Below are 19,982 nucleotides of genomic sequence, written 5' to 3'. Positions count from 1 at the left end.
GCAGTAGCTTCCGCTTTCAGAGCCCGAAGGCGCGATGACTCAAAACAGAGGCAAGCTGCTCAAGTGAGCGATCATCGCGACTTTTGCGTTCAACCCCTGAACGCAAAAAGGGTGGCACCGGGTGCCACCCTTCAGGCGGTGCAGTCGTTCGTAACCTGCTCATGTGAGCACCCACCCCCTCAAGGGTGGCGAGGATCACTCCCCGGGAAAGGCCGGATCTCAGCCGCCGGACGTGTCCAGCTCGGCGTCCTCGCTCACGCCGGAGCAGTCGTACGGGTCCTTCAACCAGCCGTCCGGCAGGACGACTCGGTTGTTTCCGGACGTACGGCCCCGGGGGCCGTCCGCGCCGACGGGCCACGGCTGGTCCAGGTCGAGCTCGCTCAACTGAGCGCGCAGCTCGTCCAGGGACGAGGTGATCGCCAGCTTCTTGCGCATCTCCGAGCCGACCGCGAAGCCCTTCAGGTACCAGGCGACGTGCTTGCGGAAGTCGATGACACCGCGTGCCTCGTCGCCGAGCCACTCGCCGAGCAGCCGGGCGTGGCGCACCATCGCGTCCGCGACCTCCCGCAGCCCCGGCTGCGCGTACGCTCCGGTGCCCTCGAAGCCCGCCACGAGGTCCCCGAAGAGCCACGGGCGGCCCAGGCAGCCGCGCCCGACGACCACGCCGTCGCAGCCCGTCTCGCGCATCATCCGCAGGGCGTCGTCGGCCGACCAGATGTCGCCGTTGCCGAGGACCGGGATCTCCGGCACGTGCTCCTTGAGGCGGGCGATGGCGTCCCAGTCGGCCGTGCCGCCGTAGTGCTGGGCCGCCGTCCGGCCGTGCAGGGCGATCGCGGTGACGCCCTCCTCGACCGCGATCCGGCCCGCGTCCAGGAAGGTGATGTGGTCGTCGTCGATGCCCTTGCGCATCTTCATCGTGACCGGCAGGTCGCCCGCGTTGGTCACGGCCTCGTGCAGGATCGCCCGCAGCAGCGGCCGCTTGTAGGGCAGGGCCGAGCCGCCGCCCTTCCGGGTCACCTTGGGGACCGGGCAGCCGAAGTTCAGGTCGATGTGGTCGGCCAGGTCCTCGTCGACGATCATCCGCACGGCCTTGCCGACCGTCACCGGGTCCACCCCGTAGAGCTGGATCGAGCGCGGCTTCTCCGTCTCGTCGAAGCGGATGAGCTGCATCGTCTTCTCGTTGCGCTCGACCAGGGCGCGCGTCGTGATCATCTCGCTCACGAACAGCCCCTTGCCGCCCGAATACTCGCGGCAGAGGGTGCGGAAGGGAGCGTTGGTGATGCCGGCCATCGGGGCGAGCACCACCGGGGGCTGCACGATGTGCGGCCCGATGGCGAGGGGGGTGAACGCGGTCATCCGCCCATTGTCGCGCACGACGGCGGTCATTAGTTAGTCGTACTATCCGAACATGCCCGACCTCACATCCCGGCGGGCCGTTCCGGAGCGGCTCCCCCGGCGGCGACAGCTCCTCGTCCTGGCGATCTGCTGCATGAGCCTGCTGATCGTCAGCCTGGACAACACCGCGCTCAACGTCGCCCTGCCCGCCATGCGGCGCGACCTCGGCGCCTCCGTCTCCGGCCTGCAGTGGACGATCGACGCCTACACCCTGGTCCTCGCCTCCCTGCTGATGCTCGCGGGCTCCACGGCCGACCGGATCGGCCGCCGCAAGGTCTTCGTCACCGGTCTCGTCGTCTTCGCGCTCGGCTCGCTGCTCTGCTCCCTCGCGCCGAGCCTGGAGGCCCTGGTCGCCTTCCGGGCCGTGCAGGCGGTCGGCGGGTCGATGCTGAACCCGGTCGCCATGTCGATCATCACCAACACCTTCACGGAACCGGCGGCCCGCGCGCGTGCCATCGGCGTCTGGGGCGGGGTCGTCGGCGTCTCCATGGCGGCGGGCCCGCTGGTCGGCGGCCTGCTCGTGGAGTCGGTGGGCTGGCGGTCGATCTTCTGGGTCAACCTGCCGGTCGCCCTCGCGGCCCTGCTCCTGACCCTGCGGTACGTCCCCGAGTCCCGCGCGCCCCGGCCCCGGCGCCCCGACCCCGTCGGACAGCTCCTGGTGGCGGCGCTCCTCGCCTCCCTCACGTACGCGATCATCGAGTCCGACCCGCTCTTCGCCGGGATCGCGGCCGTGGCGCTCGCCGGACTGCTCCGGTACGAGCCGAGGCGCCGCGATCCCCTGATCGACCTGCGGTTCTTCCGCAGCGCGCCGTTCGGCGGGGCGACGGTGATCGCGGTGTGCGCCTTCGCGGCCCTCGGCGGGTTCCTCTTCCTGAACACGCTCTACCTCCAGGACGTGCGCGGTCTGTCCGCCCTCCACGCGGGCCTGTACATGCTGCCGATGGCCGGCATGACCCTCGTCTTCGCGCCGCTCTCGGGGCGCCTGACGGGGGCGCGCGGACCGCGCGTGCCGCTGCTGCTCGCGGGGACGGGGATGGCGGCCGGGCCGCTGCTCTTCGCGGCCTTCGAGGCGGAGACGAGCGGTCCGCTGCTCTTCGCGGGGTACGTGGTCTTCGGCATCGGCTTCGGCCTGGTGAACGCGCCGATCACCAACACCGCCGTCTCCGGGATGCCCCGCGCGCAGGCCGGGGTGGCGTCGGCGGTGGCCTCGACGAGCCGCCAGGTGGGACAGACGCTGGGGGTGGCGGTGATCGGCGCGGTCCTGGCGGCGGGGGCCGGGTCGGTGCCGGACCCGGAGACGTTCGTGGCGGCGGCCCGCCCGGCCTACTGGATCATCACGGGCTGCGGCCTCGCCGTCCTGGCGGTCGGCGCGCTGACCAGCGGGCCGTGGGCGCGGCGCACGGCGGAGCGGACGGCCCGGCGCCTGGGGTCGGAGGAGGGCGCCGAGGGCCTCCGGGAGGGGGCGAAGACCTCCTCGTCCTGAACGCGGAGGGGCACGGACGGCGATCGTCCCCGTCCGTGCCCCCGCGCGCCTTCCCGCTGCCGCTACCAGTCGCTACCAGTCGCTACCAGCGGACGGGAGCGGCCCTGGGGCCGTTGAAGGTGGCGTCGCCCCGGCCGGTCCAGATCTTCAGCGTCCCGTTGGCGTCCCGGGCCACGATGTCCGCCTTGCCGTCCTCGGTGAAGTCCCCGACGACGGTCTCGGTGAGGGTCCAGCCCTCGGTGACGGGCTGCGGCTTCTGGAAACTGCCGTCGGGATCGCGGATCCACTTCGTGAGGACGTGGTTCGCGTCGGTCGCCATGATGTCGGCCCCGCCGTCGCCGTTGAGGTCCCCGGCGACGGTCTGGGTGTACGTCCAGCCCTTCGTGACGTCCCGCGGGTACTTGAAGTAGCCGGTGTCGGACTCGGTGCCCGCCCAGATCTTGAGCTGGTGCGTGCCCTCCTCGGCGGCGATGATGTCCGTCCTGCCGTCGATGTCGAAGTCGGCGACGGCCATCTGCTCGAACTTCCAGCCCAGGGTGACGCGGGTGCGTTCGCCGAAGTGGCCGTTCCCGCGGCCGGGCCACATCCACAGCTCGGGCGCGGTCGACCCCTCGGAGATGTTCGGCGTCTTGGCCAGGATGTCGGCCTTGCCGTCACCGGTGAAGTCCGCGGCGACGGTCTGGGTGTGGTTCCAGTCGTTGGTGACGTGCAGCGAGCGGTCGAACGAGCCGTCCCCCCGGCCGAACCAGACCCTCAGTGTCGACGAGGTGGCGTCCCGGGCGAGGAGGTCGGTGAGGCCGTCGCCGTCGAAGTCGGCCGCCGCGGTCTGCGAGAGGGCCTTCGACGTTCCGGTGACCGCCGCGGCGAACGTGTCGGCCAGGCGCTGGGTGCCGGTGTCGTTGAAGTGCAGGTCGTCGATGGGCTTCGTCCTCGTCGTCTTGTAGGCGAGGGCGAGCCGGGTCGGTACGGCGGTGTCCCGGGTGGCGCGGTCGAGGTCGACGTGGTCGGGCAGGTCCCGTATGTGGGCGTTGACGTCCTGCCGGACCTCCTCGTGGCCGGGGTCGCTGGAGCAGACGGTGGCTCCGGCGGTCCGGCATCCGAACGGCGGGACGGTCGCGACTGTGACGGCGATGCCGCGGGCCCGGGCGTCCGCCACGATCCTGTCGATGCCCGCCTTGATCGCGGGCGCGTCCGCGCCGTTGCCGTCACCCCCGTAGAGGATGTCGTTGACCCCTTCGTAGAGGACCACGCGGCGGACGCCGGGCTGGGCGAACACGTCGCGGTCGAGCCGGTTCAGGGCGGCCGGGCCCGCGACGTCGAGGAGGTTCGCCTGCGTGCCGGCCGCCACGGTGACCTTGCTGCCGTGGTCCTGGAGGATCTTGTTGCCGTTCAGGCCCATGTTCAGGACTCCGGGCGCGGCCGGGTCGCCGGCGAGCACCTTGGCGAACAGGTCGGGCCAGCGCTTGTTGGCGTCCTCGGTGCTGTGGGCGCCGTCGGTCTGGGAGTCGCCGATCACGACGACGGTTCCCGGGGAGCCCGTGGTCTCCACGTCGAGGCCGCTGAGCAGGGTCCACTTGGACTTGCTCTCCGTGAAGCCGGTCTGGGCGGCCTGGCCCGTGAGGTCGCCCGCGCCGACGTACGTCTTCGACAGGGCGTTGGAGTGCACCGGTGCGCCCATGACCTTCTGCGGGAGGTGGACGCTGACCAGGAGGTCCTGGCCGGCGACCACGGGGAACTCGACCGGGTCGCTGACCAGCTCGCCTCCCGCGGGAATGGTCCGGCCGCCGGTGAACGTCACCTCGCGGACGGTTCCGGTGGCCGCGCCCGTCTTGGCCGACCGTTCGGCGAGGGTGACGCGCCCGAGGGTGACGGGCTGGAACCCGAAGGTGTTCGCGAACCGGAGCCGGGTGTCGGCACCGCCCTTGTGCGGGTGGACGACCATGCGCAGGGTCTGGTCGTTCCACACGGGCCAGTAGCGGTCGGGGTCCTCACCCATCCCCTCCGGCGGCGTGAGGGCCGCGCCCCAGCTTCCCGTCCACGTCCTGCCCTCGGGCGCCGTGGTGGTGTCGCGCACGCCGACGGAGAAGACGTGCAGGCCGGGGGCCGTCGGCAGCGTGACGGTCTTCACGGTCTTGGCGCGGTCGAGCGGAACGGTGACCGCGTAGACGTTCTTGCCCCCGGCCCTGTTCGGCCTCTTCAGGGAGGAGCTCCCGACCTCCAGGGTGAAGACCTTGTCCGTCACGGTCACCGCGGGGGCCGACTGCTTGGCCTGGTCCCATGCCCAGCCCTCCACGGCGAGGCGGTACGCCGACGTGGTGCCGTCGGTGTACGTGACCGTGCCGTCCCCCTGCGCGGGACCGTGGTCGCCGGCGGCCAGGAAGCCGAGGGCGTCGCCCCTGCCCGACAGGGCGAAGGTCTGCCCCACGGCCTTCGCGTTGTCCCCCTTCCGGGTCGCGCGCGGCCAGGTGTAGACCGTGCCGTTGACGGTGATCGGCGCCCCGGGCTCCCAGCCGGCGGCGCTGAGCAGGGCGCCGGAGTAGCTGTTGCCCGCTCCGTCGAAGTCGGGGCTGTTCGGGTTCTCTCCCGAAGCGGAGGCCGGGGTGACGGCCGTGTTGTTGAAGGCTTCTTCGAAGGATCCGAGCACGGTCCCCTCGGCGTGCGCGGTTCCGGCGGCCGGTCCGGCGGCGGCCAGCGCCAGGGCGAGGGCGAGGGCGGACGCGCCCGCCCTCGTCCGCCCGGGGCCGGGTCTTCTGTACTGCAAGGACGTTCTCCCTCTCGATCGCGAAAAGGGCCCGGGGCGGGGATGCCTCGGGCCTTTCGTCGTGCGGTGCTCGTTACTCCTGAGCGGTGACGGTACCGGTCGTGTCGGCACTCCCGGTGCCCTCGGTGCCCTCCGTGCCGCTCGCGGCTTCCTGCGCGCGCTCGCGCATCTTCCTCAGGAGTTCCTGCTTCCGGTCGTCGGCCGTGCGCCGGTCGGCGGCGCGGCCCCGTGTGGTGGCCTGCTGGTCGGCGCGGGACAGCTTCTTGCGCTGTCCGCCGACGCCGAGGAGGTTGTTGCGGCTCTTCGCCATGGGGTTCTCCCGTCAGGGGTGAGGTGGTCGGACTCGATCGGCCGGCGCTGGGCGCTCACTCGTAGATCTGGAAGACCGCATGCATGCCGGGGACGCTACCCGCGCCGCGTCCCGGCGGCACTCGATTTTCTCCGCACCACCCGAAAGAATGACAGATATTGAAATCTGTCATCGCTCATGCCATGGTTGAACCATGACCCCGACACAGAACCCCGCATCCACCCCCGACCGCGTCCCCACCCGCCCGCTCGGCGCCACCGGCCCCCGGGTCTCCGCCCTCGGCCTCGGCTGCATGGGCATGTCCGCGCTGTACGGCGAGAGCGACCGCGCCGAGTCGATCGCGACGATCCACGCCGCCCTGGACGCCGGGGTGACCCTCCTGGACACCGGCGACTTCTACGGGATGGGGCACAACGAACTGCTGATCGCGGAGGCCCTGCGGACCGCCCCCGCCGCCGCCCGCGAGCAGGCCCTCACCAGCGTGAAGTTCGGCGCGCTCCGCACGGTCGAGGGCGGCTTCACCGGATACGACGGCCGGCCGGCCGCCGTGAAGAACTTCGCGGCGTACTCGCTCCAGCGCCTGGGCGCCGACCACATCGACGTCTACCGGATCGCCCGCGTCGACCCGGACGTCCCGATCGAGGAGACCGTCGGCGCCATCGCCGAGCTGGTCGAGGCGGGACACGTGCGGCACGTCGGACTCTCCGAGGTCGGCGCGGACACCCTGCGCCGGGCGGCGGCCGTGACCCCGATCTCGGACCTCCAGATCGAGTACTCGCTGATCTCCCGGTCGATCGAGGAGAAGATCCTGCCCACCGCCCGTGAGCTCGGCATCGGGATCACGGCGTACGGCGTGCTGTCGCGCGGGCTGATCAGCGGCCACTTCACCCGGGACCGCCAGCTGGCGCCGGGCGACTTCCGGGGCATGAGCCCGCGCTTCCAGGGCGAGAACCTCCAGCGGAACCTGGACCTGGTGGACCGGCTGCGGACGGTCGCGGAGGCGAAGGGCGCGTCCGTCGCGCAGACCGCCATCGCCTGGGTCCTGGCGCAGGCCGGGCGGTGGGGCGCGGACATCGTCCCGCTGGTCGGCGCCCGGCGCCGGGACCGGCTCGCGGAGGCGCTCGGCGCCCTGGGCGTCACGCTCGACGCCGCCGACCTGGCCGCGATCGAGGAGGCCGTCCCGGCGGGCGCGGCGGCCGGCGAGCGGTACCCGGCGGCGCAGATGGAGCACCTGGACAGCGAGCGGCCGTGAGCGCCGGCGGATCCGGACCGACGGGTACTGTCCTTCCATGGCCGCCACCGAGACCCTGACCGCAGAGCGCATCCTCGAAGCCACCGAGGAGGTGCTGCGGCGCTACGGCCCGGCGAAGGCGACCGTCGTGGACGTGGCCCGGGTCCTCGGCGTCAGCCACGGCAGCGTCTACCGCCACTTCCGCACCAAGGCGGCGCTGCGCGAGGCGGTGACCGAGCGGTGGCTCTCGCGCACCGAGACCGCCCTGGCCGAGCTGACCGCGTCCCCGGACCGGCCGGCGCCGGAGAAGCTCCACGCCTGGTTCGCCCACCTCTTCGAGGCCAAGCGGCACAAGGCGGGCGACGACCCCGAGCTGTTCGCCACGTACAACGTCCTGATCGACGAGAACAGCGGGGTGGTCGAGCAGCACGTCGGCGTCCTGATCGACCAGGTGCGGTCGATCGTCGAGGAAGGCGCCAGGGAGGAGGAGTTCGCCGCCCCCGACCCGGACGCGACGGCCCGCGCGCTCTTCGACGCGACCTCCCGCTTCCACGACCCGGCCTACGCGCCGGAGTGGCGGCGCCCCACGATCGAGACCGAGTTCGAGGCCGTGGTGGAGCTGCTGCTGCGCGGCCTGCGCACCTGACCGGAGCCTCCCCGGCGGGCCGGCTCCCGTGCGGCCTCGTACGACCCCGTGCGGCCCCGTGAATTGAAGATCATTTTGAGCGGACTTTCCCGTTCCCTGGCCGGTGGCCGAATAGCGTTCCCCCGCATCGCCAAGCACCGCGCCGCGAAGCGCCACGCCGCGCAGCACCGCGTCCAGGGTCCAGGGGGAAACGCATGTCCACGCACGAACAGACACCGGCCGGGCGGCCCGGGCCCCCGGCCCGTTCCGGGGGTGCGGCGGCGATCGGCTGGGTCCTGACCATCGGGCTCAACGTCGTCGCGCCGATCCTCACGTACAACACCCTGACCGAGGACCACGGCTGGTCCGAGTTCGGCGCCCTGCTCGTCAGCGGCGTCTGGCCGGTCCTCGACAGCGCGGTCATGGTCGCCTGGCGGCGCAAGGTCGACGAGTTCGCGGTCGTCTCCCTCGTCTTCCTGGTGATCACGGCCGTGGTCTCGCTGGTCGGGGCGCACACCGCCCGCGCCCTGCTGGTCAAGGACTCGGGCGTGACCGGCCTCTTCGGGCTGCTCTGCCTGGCCACCCTGCTCGCGCCCCGGCCGCTGATGTTCTACTTCGGGCGCAAGTTCGCGACCGACGGCACCCCGGAGTCCGCGGCCTGGTGGAACGGGCTCTGGCAGTTCGACGGCTTCCGCTCCACCATGCGCACGATCACCCTGGTGTGGGGCGTGGGGTACCTCGTCGAGGCCCTGGTCCGGATCGTCCTGGCGTACGCCCTGAGCACCTCGGTCATGGTCGTGCTCAGCCCGGTGCTGATCTACGCCACGCTCGGCGCGCTCGCGCTGTGGACGGCCTGGTTCAGCAGGCGCCGGGCGGCCGAGGGGGCCCGGCGGCAGGCCGCGGCCGGGGCGGCGGCAGCGGCGGCCTGAGGGCCCCGCACGACCCCGTACGGCTCCGCACACGGGAAAGCCCCCGGTTCCGTCGTTCCGGAACCGGGGGCTTTCCCGTACAGAGGTGCCGCGACTCAGCAGCCGAGGAGGCGGCTGCCCAGGTAGCCCTGGATCTGGTCGAGGGAGACGCGCTCCTGCTTCATGGTGTCGCGCTCGCGCACGGTCACCGCGTTGTCCTCGAGGGTGTCGAAGTCGACGGTGATGCAGAACGGGGTGCCGATCTCGTCCTGGCGGCGGTAGCGGCGGCCGATGGCGCCGGCGTCGTCGAACTCGATGTTCCAGTTCTGGCGCAGGTCCGCCGCCAGGCCCTTGGCCTTCGGGGAGAGCTGCGCGTTGCGGGAGAGCGGCAGGACCGCGGCCTTGACCGGGGCCAGGCGGTGGTCGAGGCGCATCACGACGCGCTTCTCCATGACGCCCTTGGCGTTGGGGGCCTCGTCCTCGGTGTACGCGTCGAGGAGGAAGGCCAGCATCGTGCGGCCGACACCCGCCGCCGGCTCGATGACGTACGGCGTGTAGCGCTCGTTGGACTCCTGGTCCAGGTAGGTCAGGCTGGCGCCGGAGGCCTTGGAGTGGGCGCTCAGGTCGTAGTCCGTGCGGTTGGCGACGCCCTCCAGCTCGCCCCACTCGCTGCCGCCGAAGGAGAAGCGGTACTCGATGTCGGCGGTGCGCTTGGAGTAGTGGGAGAGCTTCTCCTGCGGGTGCTCGAACCAGCGCATGTTCTCCTCGCGCAGGCCCAGGCCGGTGTACCAGTTCCAGCGCTGCTGCATCCAGTACTCCTGCCACTGCTCGTCCTCGCCCGGCTTGACGAAGAACTCCATCTCCATCTGCTCGAACTCGCGGGTCCGGAAGATGAAGTTGCCCGGAGTGATCTCGTTCCGGAAGGACTTGCCCATCTGCGCGATGCCGAACGGGGGCTTCTTGCGCGCGGTCGTCTGCACCTGGGCGAAGTTGGTGAAGATGCCCTGGGCGGTCTCGGGGCGCAGGTACGCGACGGAGCCGCTGTCCTGGGTCGGGCCGAGGTGGGTGGAGAGCAGGCCCGAGAAGTTCTTGGGCTCGGTGAAGGTGCCCTTGTTGCCACAGTTGGGGCAGTTGAGGTCGGCGAGGCCGTTCTCGGGGAGACGGCCGTGCTTCTCCTCGTACGCCTCCTCCAGGTGGTCGGCGCGGAAGCGCTTGTGGCAGGAGGTGCACTCGGTCAGCGGGTCGGTGAAGGTGGCGACGTGACCGGACGCCTCCCAGACCTCGGTCGCCAGGATGACCGACGAGTCGATGCCGACGACGTCCTCGCGCGAGGTGACCATGTAACGCCACCACTGGCGCTTGATGTTCTCCTTGAGCTCGACGCCCAGGTGCCCGTAGTCCCAGGCGGCGCGCTGACCGCCGTAGATCTCACTGCAGGGAAAAACGAAGCCACGGCGCTTGCTCAGGCTGACGATGGTGTCGATCTTGTCGGCGGCCACGGTGCTCTCTTCATTACGACGACGAAGTGCGAATGCCACAGGTTACCGGCGCCTGTACCCCCCGCATCAACTCGGTTCCGGGTACGGGGGCCGCGGGAGCCGCCGGGACGTCGCGCGGGGCGGACCACACGGAAGGCAATTGACAACCGTTTCCAATTTTGTTGAAAATGAGTGTCATGAACGCACGTCGCCTGATACCCGCCACCGCCCTCGCCGGAGCCGTCGCGCTCGGCCTCGTCTCCCTCTCCGCCTGCACCGACACCTCCGACGCCGCCGCCGACGGCGGCAAGGGCGGCAAGCTGGACGTGGTGGCGTCGTTCTACCCGATGCAGTACCTGGCCGAGCAGATAGGCGGCGGCCACGTCGCCGTCGAGACGCTCACGAAGCCCGGCGTCGAGCCGCACGACCTGGAGCTCAAGCCGAAGCAGATCGGCGCGCTCGGCGAGGCCGACGTCATCCTCTACCTCAAGGGCATCCAGCCCGCCGTCGACGAGGCCATCGCCCAGGCCGGCGTCAAGGACACGATCGACGCGGCGACCCTCACGAAGCTCGAAGCGCACGGCACCGAGGTCGGCCACGACCACGGCGACGAGCACGCGGAAGAAGAGGGTCACGACCACGGCTCCGAGGCCGGCGCCGACCCCCACGTCTGGCTCGACCCCGTGAAGTACGCCGAGGTCGCCAAGGGCGTCGGCAGCGCCTTCGAGAAGGCCGACCCGGACCACGCGGCCGACTACGAGAAGAACACCGACGCCCTGGTGAAGAAGCTCGGCGCCCTGAACACCGAGTTCGAGACGGGCCTGAAGAACACCGCGACCCGCACCTTCATCACCACCCACTCCGCCTTCGGCTACCTCGCCGAGCGCTACCACCTGGACCAGGAGGGCATCTCCGGCCTCGACCCCGAGTCCGAGCCGAGCCCCGCCCGCATGAAGGAACTCCAGGAGATCGCGGCCAAGGACAAGGTCTCCACCGTCTTCTTCGAGACCCTGGCGAGCGACAGGACCGCGAAGACCCTCGCCGGCGACACCGGTCTGAAGACCGACGTGCTCGACCCGCTGGAGGGCATCACGGACAAGTCCCGGGGCAGCGACTACGTCGAGGTGATGCGCTCCAACCTCACCGCGCTGAAGAAGGCCCTCGGCGCCAAGTGACCACGGCACAGCAGGAGGTACGGCCCATGGACCGGGAACCCGCAGCGACACCCGTCATCTCCGTCCGCGGAGCCACCGCGGCCCTCGGCGGCCGGCCCGTCCTCCGGGGCGTCGACCTCACCGTCCACCGCGGTGAGGTCGTCGCGCTGCTCGGCGCCAACGGCTCCGGCAAGTCCACCGCCGTCCGCTCCGTCATCGGCCAGGTGCCGCTGACCGGCGGCACGATCGAGCTGTTCGGCACCGAGCGGAAGCGGTTTCGCGACTGGGCCCGCGTCGGGTACGTGCCGCAGCGCACCACCGCCGCGAGCGGCGTCCCCGCCACCGTCCGCGAGGTCGTCACCTCGGGCCGCCTCTCCCGCCGCCGGTTCGGCCGCCTCTCCAAGCACGACCGGGCCGCCGTCGAGCGGGCCGTCGCCCTCGTCGGCCTCGCCGACCGCGCCGGGGACTCCGTGGACGCCCTCTCCGGCGGCCAGCACCAGCGGGTCCTGATCGCCCGCGCGCTCGCCTCCGAACCCGAGCTCCTGATCATGGACGAGCCGATGGCGGGCGTGGACCTCGCCAGCCAGGAGATCCTGGCCGCGACCCTGCGCGAGCAGGTCGCGGGCGGCGCCACCGTCCTCCTCGTCCTGCACGAGCTGGGCCCCCTGGAGCCGCTGATCGACCGGGCCGTCGTCCTGCGCGACGGCTGCGTCGTCCACGACGGGCCGCCGCCCGAGGCCGTCGGACAGCACGCCCTGCCCGGCCACGACCACGTACATCCGCACGCGGCCGGCGAGCCGCTCCGCACGGGACTGCTGAGCTGATCATGGAATTCCTCGAACCCGCCTTCATGCAGCGGGCGCTGATCGCCGCCCTCCTGGTCGGCGTCACCGCCCCCGCCGTCGGCGTCTACCTCGTCCAGCGCCGCCAGGCGCTGATGGGCGACGGCATCGGGCACGTCGCCATGACCGGCGTCGGCCTGGGCTTCCTGCTGAACTCCAGCCCGGTCTGGATGGCGACCCTCGTCGCCGTCGCCGGCTCGGTCGCGATGGAGCTGATCCGGGCGTACGGCAAGACCCGCGGCGACCTGGCGCTCGCGCTGCTCTTCTACGGCGGCATGGCGGGCGGCGTCCTGCTGATCAACCTCTCGCCGACCGGCTCCAACGCCAACCTGACCTCGTACCTCTTCGGCTCGCTGACCACGGTCTCGCCCGAGGACGTCACCGCGATCTCGATCCTGGCCGCCTTCGTGGTCCTGGTCACGGTCGGCCTGCGCCGCCGGCTCTTCGCGGTCAGCCAGGACGAGGAGTTCGCCCGGGTCACCGGCCTGCCGGTGCGCGCCCTGAACCTGCTGATCGCCGTCACGGCCGCGGTGACCGTCACCGTCGCCATGCGGGTCGTGGGCCTGCTCCTGGTCAGCGCGCTCATGGTGGTCCCGGTCGCGGCGGCCCAGCAGCTGACCCGCTCCTTCCGGGCCACGTTCGCCGGCGCCGTCCTCATCGGCGTCGTCGTCTCCCTGTCGGGCACGATCACCACGTACTACGTGGAGGCCCCGCCCGGCGCGACGATCGTGCTGTACGCGATCGGGGTCTTCGTCCTGCTCACGGTGGTCGCCACGCCGCTCGCGAGGCGGCGGGCGCGGGCGGCCGAGGCGGACGCGGCGGACCCGGCGGCCTGCGACGTACGGGTTCCGGCGGGGCGGCGGCCGGGCGACGACGCGAAGGTGTGAGCCACGGCAGAATCCGGGGGCGCGGGGGGCTGGCAGAATGGCGGGGGCAGACAAGCATCCAAGGAGGCCCCCGTGGTGACGGCAGGACCCCCCGTACGCGGCCGCTCGACCAAGCAGCGGGCCGCCGTGTCGGCGGCACTGAACGAGGTGGACGAGTTCCGCAGCGCCCAGGAGCTGCACGACATGCTCAAGCACCGCGGCGACTCGGTCGGCCTCACCACCGTCTACCGCACGCTCCAGTCCTTGGCGGACGCGGGCGAGGTCGACGCGCTGCGCACCAGCGACGGCGAGACGGTCTACCGCCGCTGCTCGACCGGCGACCACCACCACCACCTGGTCTGCCGCGTCTGCGGCAAGGCCGTGGAGGTGGAGGGCCCGATGGTGGAGCAGTGGGCCGAGGCGATCGCCGCGGAACACGGCTTCGTGAACGTGGCGCACACGGTGGAGATCTTCGGCACGTGCGCGGAGTGCGCCGAGAAGTGACCTGACATACGTGAGACGTACGGGAGGGCCCGCACCGGAAGGTTCCGGTGCGGGCCCTCCCGCGTGGCCGCGCCCGTCCCGCGTCACGCCCGCGCGGCGTGCCGGTCCAGGAGCGCCCGGAGCCGGTCGGCGTCGGCCCCGTCGGCGAGCCCCCGCTTGGGCAGGTAGGCGAAGCCGGTGCCGGACGTCCGGTCGGTGAAGAGGACGAAGAGCCGGGGCGTCTCCACGTACCGGGGGAGCAGCGCCCACCGGATCGTGGTCTCGGTGTCCCGGGAGGTCCACCGCGCCCCGTCCTCGTCCACGACGGCCCTGGCCTCGCCCTGGGCGCCGATCAGCCGGTGGAGGCTCCGGGCGGTCCCCCACGGGACCAGCTCGGTGGCCGTGACGGCCACCGCCCCGAGGAGGACCAGCACGGCCGCCGTGCCGGGCTCCGGAGCGGGCGGCAGCAGGGCCAGGACGGCGACGAGGACGGCGAGCGCGCAGGCCCCGTACGCGGTCCACCGCATCAGCGGCCACCAGCGGGTGGCCCGCAGCCGGGCCCGCACCGCCTCGTGCACCTCGCCGAAGTCGGCCGAGTAGACCAGCTCCATCCGTCCCCCCTCCCCCGTCACCGCGCCTCAGCCCTTGTCGAGGACGGCCATGTCGGCCGGGTCGACGCCGCCGAAGCGGCGGTCGCGGGAGGCGTACTCGACGCAGGCGCGCCACAGGTCGCGGCGGTCGAAGTCCGGCCACAGCACGTCCTGGAAGATCATCTCGGCGTAGCTGCTCTGCCAGATGAGGTAGTTGGAGGTGCGCTGCTCGCCGCTCGGGCGCAGGAAGAGGTCCACGTCCGGCATGTCCGGGTAGTACAGGTACTTCTGGAAGGTCTTCTCGTTGACCTTCGACGGGTCCAGCTTCCCGGCCGCCACGTCCCGGGCGATGGCCTGCGCCGCGTCCGCGACCTCGGCGCGGCCGCCGTAGTTGACGCAGAAGTACAGGGTCATGGCGTCGTTGCCGACGGTCTGCTCCTGGGCGATCTGGAGCTCCTGGACGACCGACTTCCACATCTTGGGCATGCGGCCGACCCAGCGGATGCGGATGCCCAGCTCGTCCATCTCGTCGCGGCGGCGGCGGATGACGTCCCGGTTGAAGTTCATGAGGAAGCGGACCTCGTCGGGCGAGCGCTTCCAGTTCTCGGTGGAGAAGGCGTAGAGGGAGAGGTTCTTGACGCCCATCTCCAGGCAGCCCTTGAGCACGTCGAGGACGACGCCCTCGCCGACCTTGTGGCCCTCGGTGCGCGGCAGGCCGCGTTCCTTGGCCCAGCGGCCGTTCCCGTCCATCACGCAGGCCACGTGGTTCGGCACCAGCTCGGCCGGGAGCTTCGGCGGGCGGGCGCCGGACGGGTGCGGCTCGGGGAGCTTGTACTCCCGGCGCTGCCGCCCGAGGATTCCGCGTCGTGCGATGGCCATGGCGATGGATCTCCTACCTAGGTCTTCTCTACGTATCGCAGCGAGCGCAGGCCGCGCTCCAGGTGCCAGTGCAGGTAGGCGGAGACGAGCCCGCTGCCCTCCCTGACGTGACGCGGCTCGCACGCGTCCGCCGTCGCCCAGTCGCCGGTGAGCAGCGCACTGAGCAGGCCGATGGCCTCCGCAGAGGGTACGACGCTTCCGGGCACCCGGCAGTCGCCGCACATGACTCCGCCCGCCGCGACCGAGAAGAACCGGTTCGGCCCCTGGAGTCCGCATTTGGCACAGTCCCCGAAGCTCGGCGCGTAGCCGTTCACGGCGAGGGAGCGCAGCAGGAAGGCGTCCAGGATCAGGTGGGGGGCGTGCTCGCCCCGGGCGAGGGTCCGCAGGCCCCCGACGAGCAGCAGGTACTGCTGGACGGCCGGCTCGCCCTCGTGGTCGGTGAACCGCTCGGCCGTCTCCAGCATGGCCGTGCCGGCGGTGTAGCGGGCGTAGTCGGTGACGATCCCGCCGCCGTACGCGGCGATGGTCTCGCTCTGCGTGCAGAGCGGCAGGCCGCGCCCGATCAGCTCGCTCCCCCGGGCGAAGAACTGCACGTCCACGTGGGAGAAGGGTTCGAGCCGGGCCCCGAACTTCGACTTCGTGCGCCGCACGCCCCGCGCCACGGCGCGTACGCGCCCGTGACCGCGCGTGAGGATCGTGATGATGCGGTCCGCTTCACCCAGCTTCTGGGTGCGCAGCACGATGCCGTCGTCGCGGAACAGACTCATGCGGCCCATTCTCCCGTACGGCACCGACAGCCGGGCCCGGGGCCGGGCGGCCGGTGCCGTACGGGCGGGCTACGGGGCCCCGACGCCGCTCAAGGCACCTCACCCCGGCTGCGGGCGTTGACGTGCGCGGTGGCGGCGCTCAGGCGCTCGGCCGAGGTCGCCTCCCGCACCCCCTCGGGGTCCACGTCCCACTCGCGCCCGCCGCCCAGCGGGCGGACCTGGACGTAGGGCCCCTCGCGCCCCATGAGCCTTCCGACCCGTCCGGTGCGGATCTCGACGACGTACGACCCGATGGGCAGCGTCACGATCGACTCTCCTCCCTCGGCAGTACGGCGGCGGCGAGGAGCCGGGCCGTTTCCACCGTGCAGCATCCCAATTCCACGAGCGGCCTCGGGGGGTCGGCGGCGAGGGTGACGACGTCGAGGCCGAGCGAGGGAAGGGTGATTCCCGCGCTCGCGAGCGCCTCGCGCAATTCCGCCACCGCCTCTTGCGCGGCTCCGATCGTCCCGGTGGACGCCTTCGTGATGTCTTCCTTCACCAACGTATGCCTTTCTCAATCCATTTCCCGCTTCGCCTCTCCAGGGTGACCCCTGATCCGTAGAATCGGCGGTTGCGCACGCCGTACAACTGCGGGGTAGGGCAGGGGAGTTAATCCATGGCCAGAGGCAAGCGGCAGGACGTGTGGGAGTTCTTCGGGGAACTCCTGAAGGAGCGGCGGGAGGTGGCGGGGCTCTCGCAGGGCGAACTGGGCGGACGGGTGTTCGTCTCGGGCGCCTACATCGGCCTGTTCGAGCAGGGAATTCGAAAACCCCAACTGGACGTCGCGAAACGAATCGACGAGGTCCTACAAACCGGCGGTATTTTCGAACGAACGTGGCGAAAACTCATCGACAAGTCGCCGTACGCGTCCTATTTCCACGCGGTCGCGGAGCTGGAGGCCGTGGCGACGAAGATCTGCGAGTTCGCACCGACGGTCGTCCCGGGTCTGATGCAGACGGGGGCGTACGCGCGGGCGGTGACGCTGGCGGCGAACCCCTTCGCGACGGAGGAGTACGTCGAGGAGAAGGTCACCTCGCGACTCGAACGAGCGAAGATCCTCACGACGCCTACAAGGCCCGAGTATTGGGTGATCCTGCACGAGAACGCGATCCGCACCCCGGTCGGCGGCCCGGCGGTCATGGCCGAGCAGCTCGACCGCATCGCGGCGCTGGTGCGGGAGCGGCGAGTGCTGGTGATCGTCGTCCCCCGCTCGGCGGGGGCACACGCTTCCATGAACGGCATGCTCCAGCTCCTGGAGTTCGCGGACCAGCCGCCAACGGCCTATACGGAGACGTCGTTTTCGGGGACGCTCCTCGACGATCCGGCGGTGGTGAAGCGTGCACAGCGCGCCTACGATCTGCTCAGGGTCGCCGCCTTGTCGCCGGAGGTGTCCCTGGCCCTGATCGAGTCGGCGGCGGAGGACTTCAGACGATGCGCGCGTACGACCTGACCCACGCCCACTGGTTCAAGAGCTCCCACAGCAACGGGGAGGGCGGTGACTGCGTCGAGGTCACGTACGACTTCACGGACGCCGCCTGGCGCAAGAGCAGCTACAGCAACGGCGAGGGTGGTAGCTGCGTCGAGGTCCTGGACGACGTCCCTGGTGTCGTCCCCGTCCGGGACAGCAAGAACCCCGGCCCCGTCCTCGTCGTCCCCGCCGCCGCCTGGTCCGCTTTCCTGGTTTATCTGGCCAGATAGACCAGAGCCCCCAAGCCCGCCCTTGGTTGGCCATAAGTCGGGCTTATGACCTCATAGACAGGGGCGGGGTACCGCTCGGCGTCGTGCATTATTTAGGGTGACCTAAGTGTCGGCGGCTTCGCCGCCATGTCGCTGCGAAGGGAACCCAGTCATGCCCCGCCCCCTCCGGGTCGCGATCGTCGGCGCCGGCCCCGCCGGAATCTACGCCGCCGATGCGCTGCTGAAGTCCGAGGCCGCCGCCGAGCCGGGCGTGTCGATCGACATCTTCGAGCGGATGCCGGCGCCCTTCGGCCTCATCCGCTACGGCGTCGCCCCCGACCACCCGCGCATCAAGGGCATCATCACCGCGCTGCACCAGGTCCTCGACAAGCCGCAGGTCCGCCTCTTCGGCAACGTCGACTACGGCACCGACGTGCACCTGGACGACCTGCACTCCTTCTACGACGCCGTGGTCTTCTCGACCGGCGCCATGGCGGACCGCGAGCTGAAGATCCCCGGCGTGGAGCTGGACGGCTGCCTCGGCGCCGCCGACTTCGCCTCCTGGTACGACGGCCACCCGGACGTCCCGCGCACCTGGGACCTGTCGGCCGAGAAGGTCGCCGTCCTCGGCGTCGGCAACGTGGCGCTCGACATCGCCCGCATCCTGGCGAAGACGGCGGACGAGCTGCTGCCGACCGAGATCCCGGCCAACGTGTACGAGGGCCTGAAGGCCAACAAGGCGCTCGAAGTCCACGTCTTCGGCCGTCGCGGCCCGGCGCAGGCGAAGTTCAGCCCCATGGAGCTGCGCGAGCTGGACCACTCCCCCACCATCGAGGTCATCGTCAACCCCGAGGACATCGACTACGACGAGGGCTCGATCGCGGACCGCCGCAAGAACAAGCAGACCGACATGGTCGCGAAGACCCTGGAGAACTGGGCGATCCGCGACATCGGCGACCGCCCGCACAAGCTCTTCCTGCACTTCTTCGAGTCCCCGGTCGAGGTCCTCGGCGAGGACGGCAAGGTCGTCGGCCTGCGCACCGAGCGCACCGAGCTGGACGGCACGGGCAACGTCAAGAGCACCGGCCAGACCACCGACTGGGACGTCCAGGCCGTCTACCGCGCGGTCGGCTACCTCTCGGACGAGCTGCCCAAGCTCCCGTGGGACGCCGTCAGCGGCACCGTCCCGGACCAGGGCGGCCGGGTGATCCAGGAGAACGGCGAGCACCTGGCGTCGACCTACGTCACCGGCTGGATCCGGCGCGGCCCGGTCGGCCTCATCGGCCACACCAAGGGCGACGCCAACGAGACCGTGGCGAACCTCCTGGACGACTTCGCGAACGGGCGCCTGCTCGACCCGGCCACCCCGGAGACGGACGCGGTCGTGGCCTTCCTGGAGGGCAAGGGCATCACGTACACGACGTGGGAGGGCTGGTACGCCCTGGACGCCGCCGAGAAGGCGCTCGGCGAGCCGCAGGGCCGCGAGCGCGTGAAGATCGTGGAGCGCGAGGACATGCTGCGCGCGAGCGGCGCGATCAAGTAACAGCGGCACGCACACGACTCCGCGGGGGTCCGGACGGGATCCGGGCCCCCGCGGAGTCGTTTCTTCTGACTTTTCCCGGCCTCAGGAGACCGTGCGCGCGGAGGTGAGCAGCCGGACGGTGTCGTCCGGGGGCAGCGAGAGCGCGTTGCCGACGGTGCCGAGGACCTCCATCTCGGCCGGGCTGTACGGGCCGTCGGCGAGGGCGATCCGGGCGGCCTGGACGAGGATCGACTCCCGCCCGGAGGGCGCCAGGTGCGGGGCGAGCGGCTCCAGGGCCTCGTGGAGCTCGATCGCGAGGAGCGTGCCCTCGGGGTTCACCTCGGGCATGAAGCGCCCCGTGTCGGCCTCCAGGGCCTCGACGAGGTCGACGAGCTGGACGGCCGTGCACTCCGCGAAGCCGGCGGACCGGACCGCGCTGACGGCCCGGTCCAGGACGGCGCGGGAGTCGGTGCCGCCGGCCGAGAGGACGGCCAGGGCGACGGTGTGCACGCCGTCCCGCAGCATCGCGGAGAAGCGGCCGGTGGTCGGGCGGTCGAGCACCTCCGTACCGAAGTGCGTGTGACAGGCCGCGCACTCGACGACGGGGCCCGTACAGCCCCGGGGCAGGACGGGGACGCCCAGGACGGCGAACCTGCGGCGGCCGGTGCGCCGCCGGTAGTTGCGGTCGCCCCCGCACTCCTCGCAGAAGAACTCGCCGTCCCCCACGGTGTTCCAGGAGGTGCGGACCCCGCAGATGCCCACTTTCCCGCCACGTGAATTCCGGGCAGACCGCATACGCACCTCCTCGACGCCCCGGCTGCGCTGCCGGCGTGGGCGTGATGTTAACCACATCCATGATGTGGCGTCAGTACCTCGTCGTCAGTTCACCGTGGAGATGGCCGAGACACGTCACCGTTCGACCGCCGCGAAATCACCCTCCCGAGTGGTCCCGCACGCCCCTCCCCGCCCCGG

21 protein-coding genes are annotated in these 19,982 nt (G+C 71.3%); 11 read left to right on the top strand and 10 right to left on the bottom strand.

Annotated elements, in window-relative coordinates; translation table 11 throughout:
* Window positions 1-219: 219 nt before the first annotated feature.
* A complete protein-coding gene (dusB, locus tag ACIP5O_RS06010; protein WP_401289072.1) occupies window positions 220-1,356 on the bottom strand; it encodes a tRNA dihydrouridine synthase DusB in 1,137 nt (378 codons plus the stop codon).
* 52 nt (window positions 1,357-1,408) lie between these two features.
* Here dusB and ACIP5O_RS06005 point away from each other — a divergent pair, with 52 nt between their 5' ends.
* Entirely contained in the window at window positions 1,409-2,878 is a 1,470-nt protein-coding gene (locus ACIP5O_RS06005; protein WP_401289069.1) for an MFS transporter, read from the top strand.
* A gap of 82 nt (window positions 2,879-2,960) precedes the next feature.
* Here ACIP5O_RS06005 and ACIP5O_RS06000 read toward each other — a convergent pair whose 3' ends face one another.
* Window positions 2,961-5,639, bottom strand: coding sequence for an FG-GAP-like repeat-containing protein (locus ACIP5O_RS06000; RefSeq protein WP_401289067.1), 2,679 nt, complete (start codon window positions 5,637-5,639; stop codon window positions 2,961-2,963).
* Between the two features lie 73 nt (window positions 5,640-5,712).
* The gene (locus ACIP5O_RS05995) at window positions 5,713-5,949 is read right to left on the bottom strand and encodes a DUF6243 family protein (protein ID WP_401289065.1); all 237 of its coding nucleotides are present in this window, start codon (window positions 5,947-5,949) and stop codon (window positions 5,713-5,715) included.
* Window positions 5,950-6,142: 193 nt separating this feature from the next.
* Here ACIP5O_RS05995 and ACIP5O_RS05990 point away from each other — a divergent pair, with 193 nt between their 5' ends.
* The 3 genes from ACIP5O_RS05990 to ACIP5O_RS05980 all read left to right on the top strand — a co-directional run bounded on the left by ACIP5O_RS05990 (window position 6,143) and on the right by ACIP5O_RS05980 (window position 8,734).
* Window positions 6,143-7,201 carry an aldo/keto reductase gene (locus tag ACIP5O_RS05990; RefSeq protein ID WP_401289062.1) on the top strand — a complete coding sequence of 353 codons (1,059 nt, stop codon included), beginning with the start codon at window positions 6,143-6,145 and terminating at the stop codon, window positions 7,199-7,201.
* Between the two features lie 37 nt (window positions 7,202-7,238).
* On the top strand, window positions 7,239-7,826 hold the full coding sequence (locus ACIP5O_RS05985) for a TetR family transcriptional regulator (RefSeq protein WP_356544700.1): 588 nt from the start codon (window positions 7,239-7,241) through the stop codon (window positions 7,824-7,826).
* A gap of 194 nt (window positions 7,827-8,020) precedes the next feature.
* On the top strand, window positions 8,021-8,734 hold the full coding sequence (locus ACIP5O_RS05980) for a VC0807 family protein (RefSeq protein ID WP_401289061.1): 714 nt from the start codon (window positions 8,021-8,023) through the stop codon (window positions 8,732-8,734).
* Window positions 8,735-8,829: 95 nt separating this feature from the next.
* On the opposite strand, the gene ACIP5O_RS05975 is transcribed toward ACIP5O_RS05980, so the two are convergent.
* Window positions 8,830-10,212 carry a glycine--tRNA ligase gene (locus ACIP5O_RS05975; protein ID WP_356544704.1) on the bottom strand — a complete coding sequence of 461 codons (1,383 nt, stop codon included), beginning with the start codon at window positions 10,210-10,212 and terminating at the stop codon, window positions 8,830-8,832.
* 176 nt (window positions 10,213-10,388) lie between these two features.
* Between ACIP5O_RS05975 and ACIP5O_RS05970 the strand changes: the two genes are divergently transcribed.
* The 4 genes from ACIP5O_RS05970 to ACIP5O_RS05955 all read left to right on the top strand — a co-directional run bounded on the left by ACIP5O_RS05970 (window position 10,389) and on the right by ACIP5O_RS05955 (window position 13,557).
* Complete coding sequence (locus tag ACIP5O_RS05970) at window positions 10,389-11,366, top strand: metal ABC transporter substrate-binding protein (protein WP_401289059.1); 978 nt, start codon at window positions 10,389-10,391, stop codon at window positions 11,364-11,366.
* A 26-nt stretch (window positions 11,367-11,392) separates the two neighbouring features.
* Window positions 11,393-12,169 (top strand): metal ABC transporter ATP-binding protein, encoded by a 777-nt coding sequence (locus tag ACIP5O_RS05965; RefSeq protein WP_401289058.1) that lies wholly within the window; start codon window positions 11,393-11,395, stop codon window positions 12,167-12,169.
* Window positions 12,170-12,171: 2 nt separating this feature from the next.
* A complete protein-coding gene (locus ACIP5O_RS05960) occupies window positions 12,172-13,074 on the top strand; it encodes a metal ABC transporter permease (RefSeq protein ID WP_401289057.1) in 903 nt (300 codons plus the stop codon).
* Between the two features lie 72 nt (window positions 13,075-13,146).
* On the top strand, window positions 13,147-13,557 hold the full coding sequence (locus tag ACIP5O_RS05955; RefSeq protein WP_356544712.1) for a Fur family transcriptional regulator: 411 nt from the start codon (window positions 13,147-13,149) through the stop codon (window positions 13,555-13,557).
* Window positions 13,558-13,640: 83 nt separating this feature from the next.
* Here ACIP5O_RS05955 and ACIP5O_RS05950 read toward each other — a convergent pair whose 3' ends face one another.
* The 5 genes from ACIP5O_RS05950 to ACIP5O_RS05930 form a co-directional block, all read right to left on the bottom strand.
* A complete protein-coding gene (locus ACIP5O_RS05950) occupies window positions 13,641-14,147 on the bottom strand; it encodes a YcxB family protein (RefSeq protein WP_401289055.1) in 507 nt (168 codons plus the stop codon).
* A 27-nt stretch (window positions 14,148-14,174) separates the two neighbouring features.
* Window positions 14,175-14,999, bottom strand: a complete 825-nt coding sequence (locus ACIP5O_RS05945; protein ID WP_109186119.1) for an isoprenyl transferase — start codon at window positions 14,997-14,999, stop codon at window positions 14,175-14,177.
* Between the two features lie 23 nt (window positions 15,000-15,022).
* Window positions 15,023-15,772, bottom strand: coding sequence for a DNA repair protein RecO (gene recO, locus ACIP5O_RS05940; protein WP_356544716.1), 750 nt, complete (start codon window positions 15,770-15,772; stop codon window positions 15,023-15,025).
* Window positions 15,773-15,861: 89 nt separating this feature from the next.
* Window positions 15,862-16,077 carry a hypothetical protein gene (locus ACIP5O_RS05935; RefSeq protein ID WP_356544718.1) on the bottom strand — a complete coding sequence of 72 codons (216 nt, stop codon included), beginning with the start codon at window positions 16,075-16,077 and terminating at the stop codon, window positions 15,862-15,864.
* Window positions 16,074-16,310: a hypothetical protein gene (locus ACIP5O_RS05930; protein WP_237528760.1), complete on the bottom strand. Its 237-nt coding sequence runs from the start codon at window positions 16,308-16,310 to the stop codon at window positions 16,074-16,076. Before ACIP5O_RS05930 ends, ACIP5O_RS05935 begins: the two co-directional genes overlap by 4 nt.
* 117 nt (window positions 16,311-16,427) lie before the next feature.
* Between ACIP5O_RS05930 and ACIP5O_RS05925 the strand changes: the two genes are divergently transcribed.
* The 3 genes from ACIP5O_RS05925 (at window position 16,428) to ACIP5O_RS05915 (ending at window position 19,031) form a co-directional block, all read left to right on the top strand.
* Window positions 16,428-17,261 (top strand): Scr1 family TA system antitoxin-like transcriptional regulator, encoded by an 834-nt coding sequence (locus ACIP5O_RS05925; RefSeq protein ID WP_401289054.1) that lies wholly within the window; start codon window positions 16,428-16,430, stop codon window positions 17,259-17,261.
* On the top strand, window positions 17,243-17,509 hold the full coding sequence (locus tag ACIP5O_RS05920) for a DUF397 domain-containing protein (protein ID WP_401289053.1): 267 nt from the start codon (window positions 17,243-17,245) through the stop codon (window positions 17,507-17,509). Before ACIP5O_RS05925 ends, ACIP5O_RS05920 begins: the two co-directional genes overlap by 19 nt.
* A gap of 151 nt (window positions 17,510-17,660) precedes the next feature.
* Window positions 17,661-19,031 carry an FAD-dependent oxidoreductase gene (locus ACIP5O_RS05915; RefSeq protein ID WP_401289052.1) on the top strand — a complete coding sequence of 457 codons (1,371 nt, stop codon included), beginning with the start codon at window positions 17,661-17,663 and terminating at the stop codon, window positions 19,029-19,031.
* A gap of 81 nt (window positions 19,032-19,112) precedes the next feature.
* Here the strand turns inward: ACIP5O_RS05915 and ACIP5O_RS05910 are convergent, their stop codons facing one another.
* Complete coding sequence (locus ACIP5O_RS05910; RefSeq protein ID WP_401289050.1) at window positions 19,113-19,805, bottom strand: TerB family tellurite resistance protein; 693 nt, start codon at window positions 19,803-19,805, stop codon at window positions 19,113-19,115.
* Window positions 19,806-19,982 lie beyond the last annotated feature (177 nt).

The organism is Streptomyces sp. NPDC088915 (assembly GCF_044749825.1).
Taxonomy (GTDB): Bacteria; Actinomycetota; Actinomycetes; order Streptomycetales; family Streptomycetaceae; genus Streptomyces.
Note: the sequence above shows the minus strand (reverse complement) of the source record. Positions and strands in the feature narration are given on the sequence as shown.

Coding starts and splice junctions, on each gene's coding strand:
- dusB (WP_401289072.1), bottom strand. CDS start 1,356: ATGACCGCGTTCACCCCCCTCGCCATCGGGCCGCACATCGTGCAGCCC.
- ACIP5O_RS06005 (WP_401289069.1), top strand. CDS start 1,409: ATGCCCGACCTCACATCCCGGCGGGCCGTTCCGGAGCGGCTCCCCCGG.
- ACIP5O_RS05995 (WP_401289065.1), bottom strand. CDS start 5,949: ATGGCGAAGAGCCGCAACAACCTCCTCGGCGTCGGCGGACAGCGCAAG.
- ACIP5O_RS05990 (WP_401289062.1), top strand. CDS start 6,143: ATGACCCCGACACAGAACCCCGCATCCACCCCCGACCGCGTCCCCACC.
- ACIP5O_RS05985 (WP_356544700.1), top strand. CDS start 7,239: ATGGCCGCCACCGAGACCCTGACCGCAGAGCGCATCCTCGAAGCCACC.
- ACIP5O_RS05980 (WP_401289061.1), top strand. CDS start 8,021: ATGTCCACGCACGAACAGACACCGGCCGGGCGGCCCGGGCCCCCGGCC.
- ACIP5O_RS05970 (WP_401289059.1), top strand. CDS start 10,389: ATGAACGCACGTCGCCTGATACCCGCCACCGCCCTCGCCGGAGCCGTC.
- ACIP5O_RS05965 (WP_401289058.1), top strand. CDS start 11,393: ATGGACCGGGAACCCGCAGCGACACCCGTCATCTCCGTCCGCGGAGCC.
- ACIP5O_RS05960 (WP_401289057.1), top strand. CDS start 12,172: ATGGAATTCCTCGAACCCGCCTTCATGCAGCGGGCGCTGATCGCCGCC.
- ACIP5O_RS05950 (WP_401289055.1), bottom strand. CDS start 14,147: ATGGAGCTGGTCTACTCGGCCGACTTCGGCGAGGTGCACGAGGCGGTG.
- recO (WP_356544716.1), bottom strand. CDS start 15,772: ATGAGTCTGTTCCGCGACGACGGCATCGTGCTGCGCACCCAGAAGCTG.
- ACIP5O_RS05925 (WP_401289054.1), top strand. CDS start 16,428: ATGGCCAGAGGCAAGCGGCAGGACGTGTGGGAGTTCTTCGGGGAACTC.
- ACIP5O_RS05920 (WP_401289053.1), top strand. CDS start 17,243: ATGCGCGCGTACGACCTGACCCACGCCCACTGGTTCAAGAGCTCCCAC.
- ACIP5O_RS05915 (WP_401289052.1), top strand. CDS start 17,661: ATGCCCCGCCCCCTCCGGGTCGCGATCGTCGGCGCCGGCCCCGCCGGA.
- ACIP5O_RS05910 (WP_401289050.1), bottom strand. CDS start 19,805: ATGCGGTCTGCCCGGAATTCACGTGGCGGGAAAGTGGGCATCTGCGGG.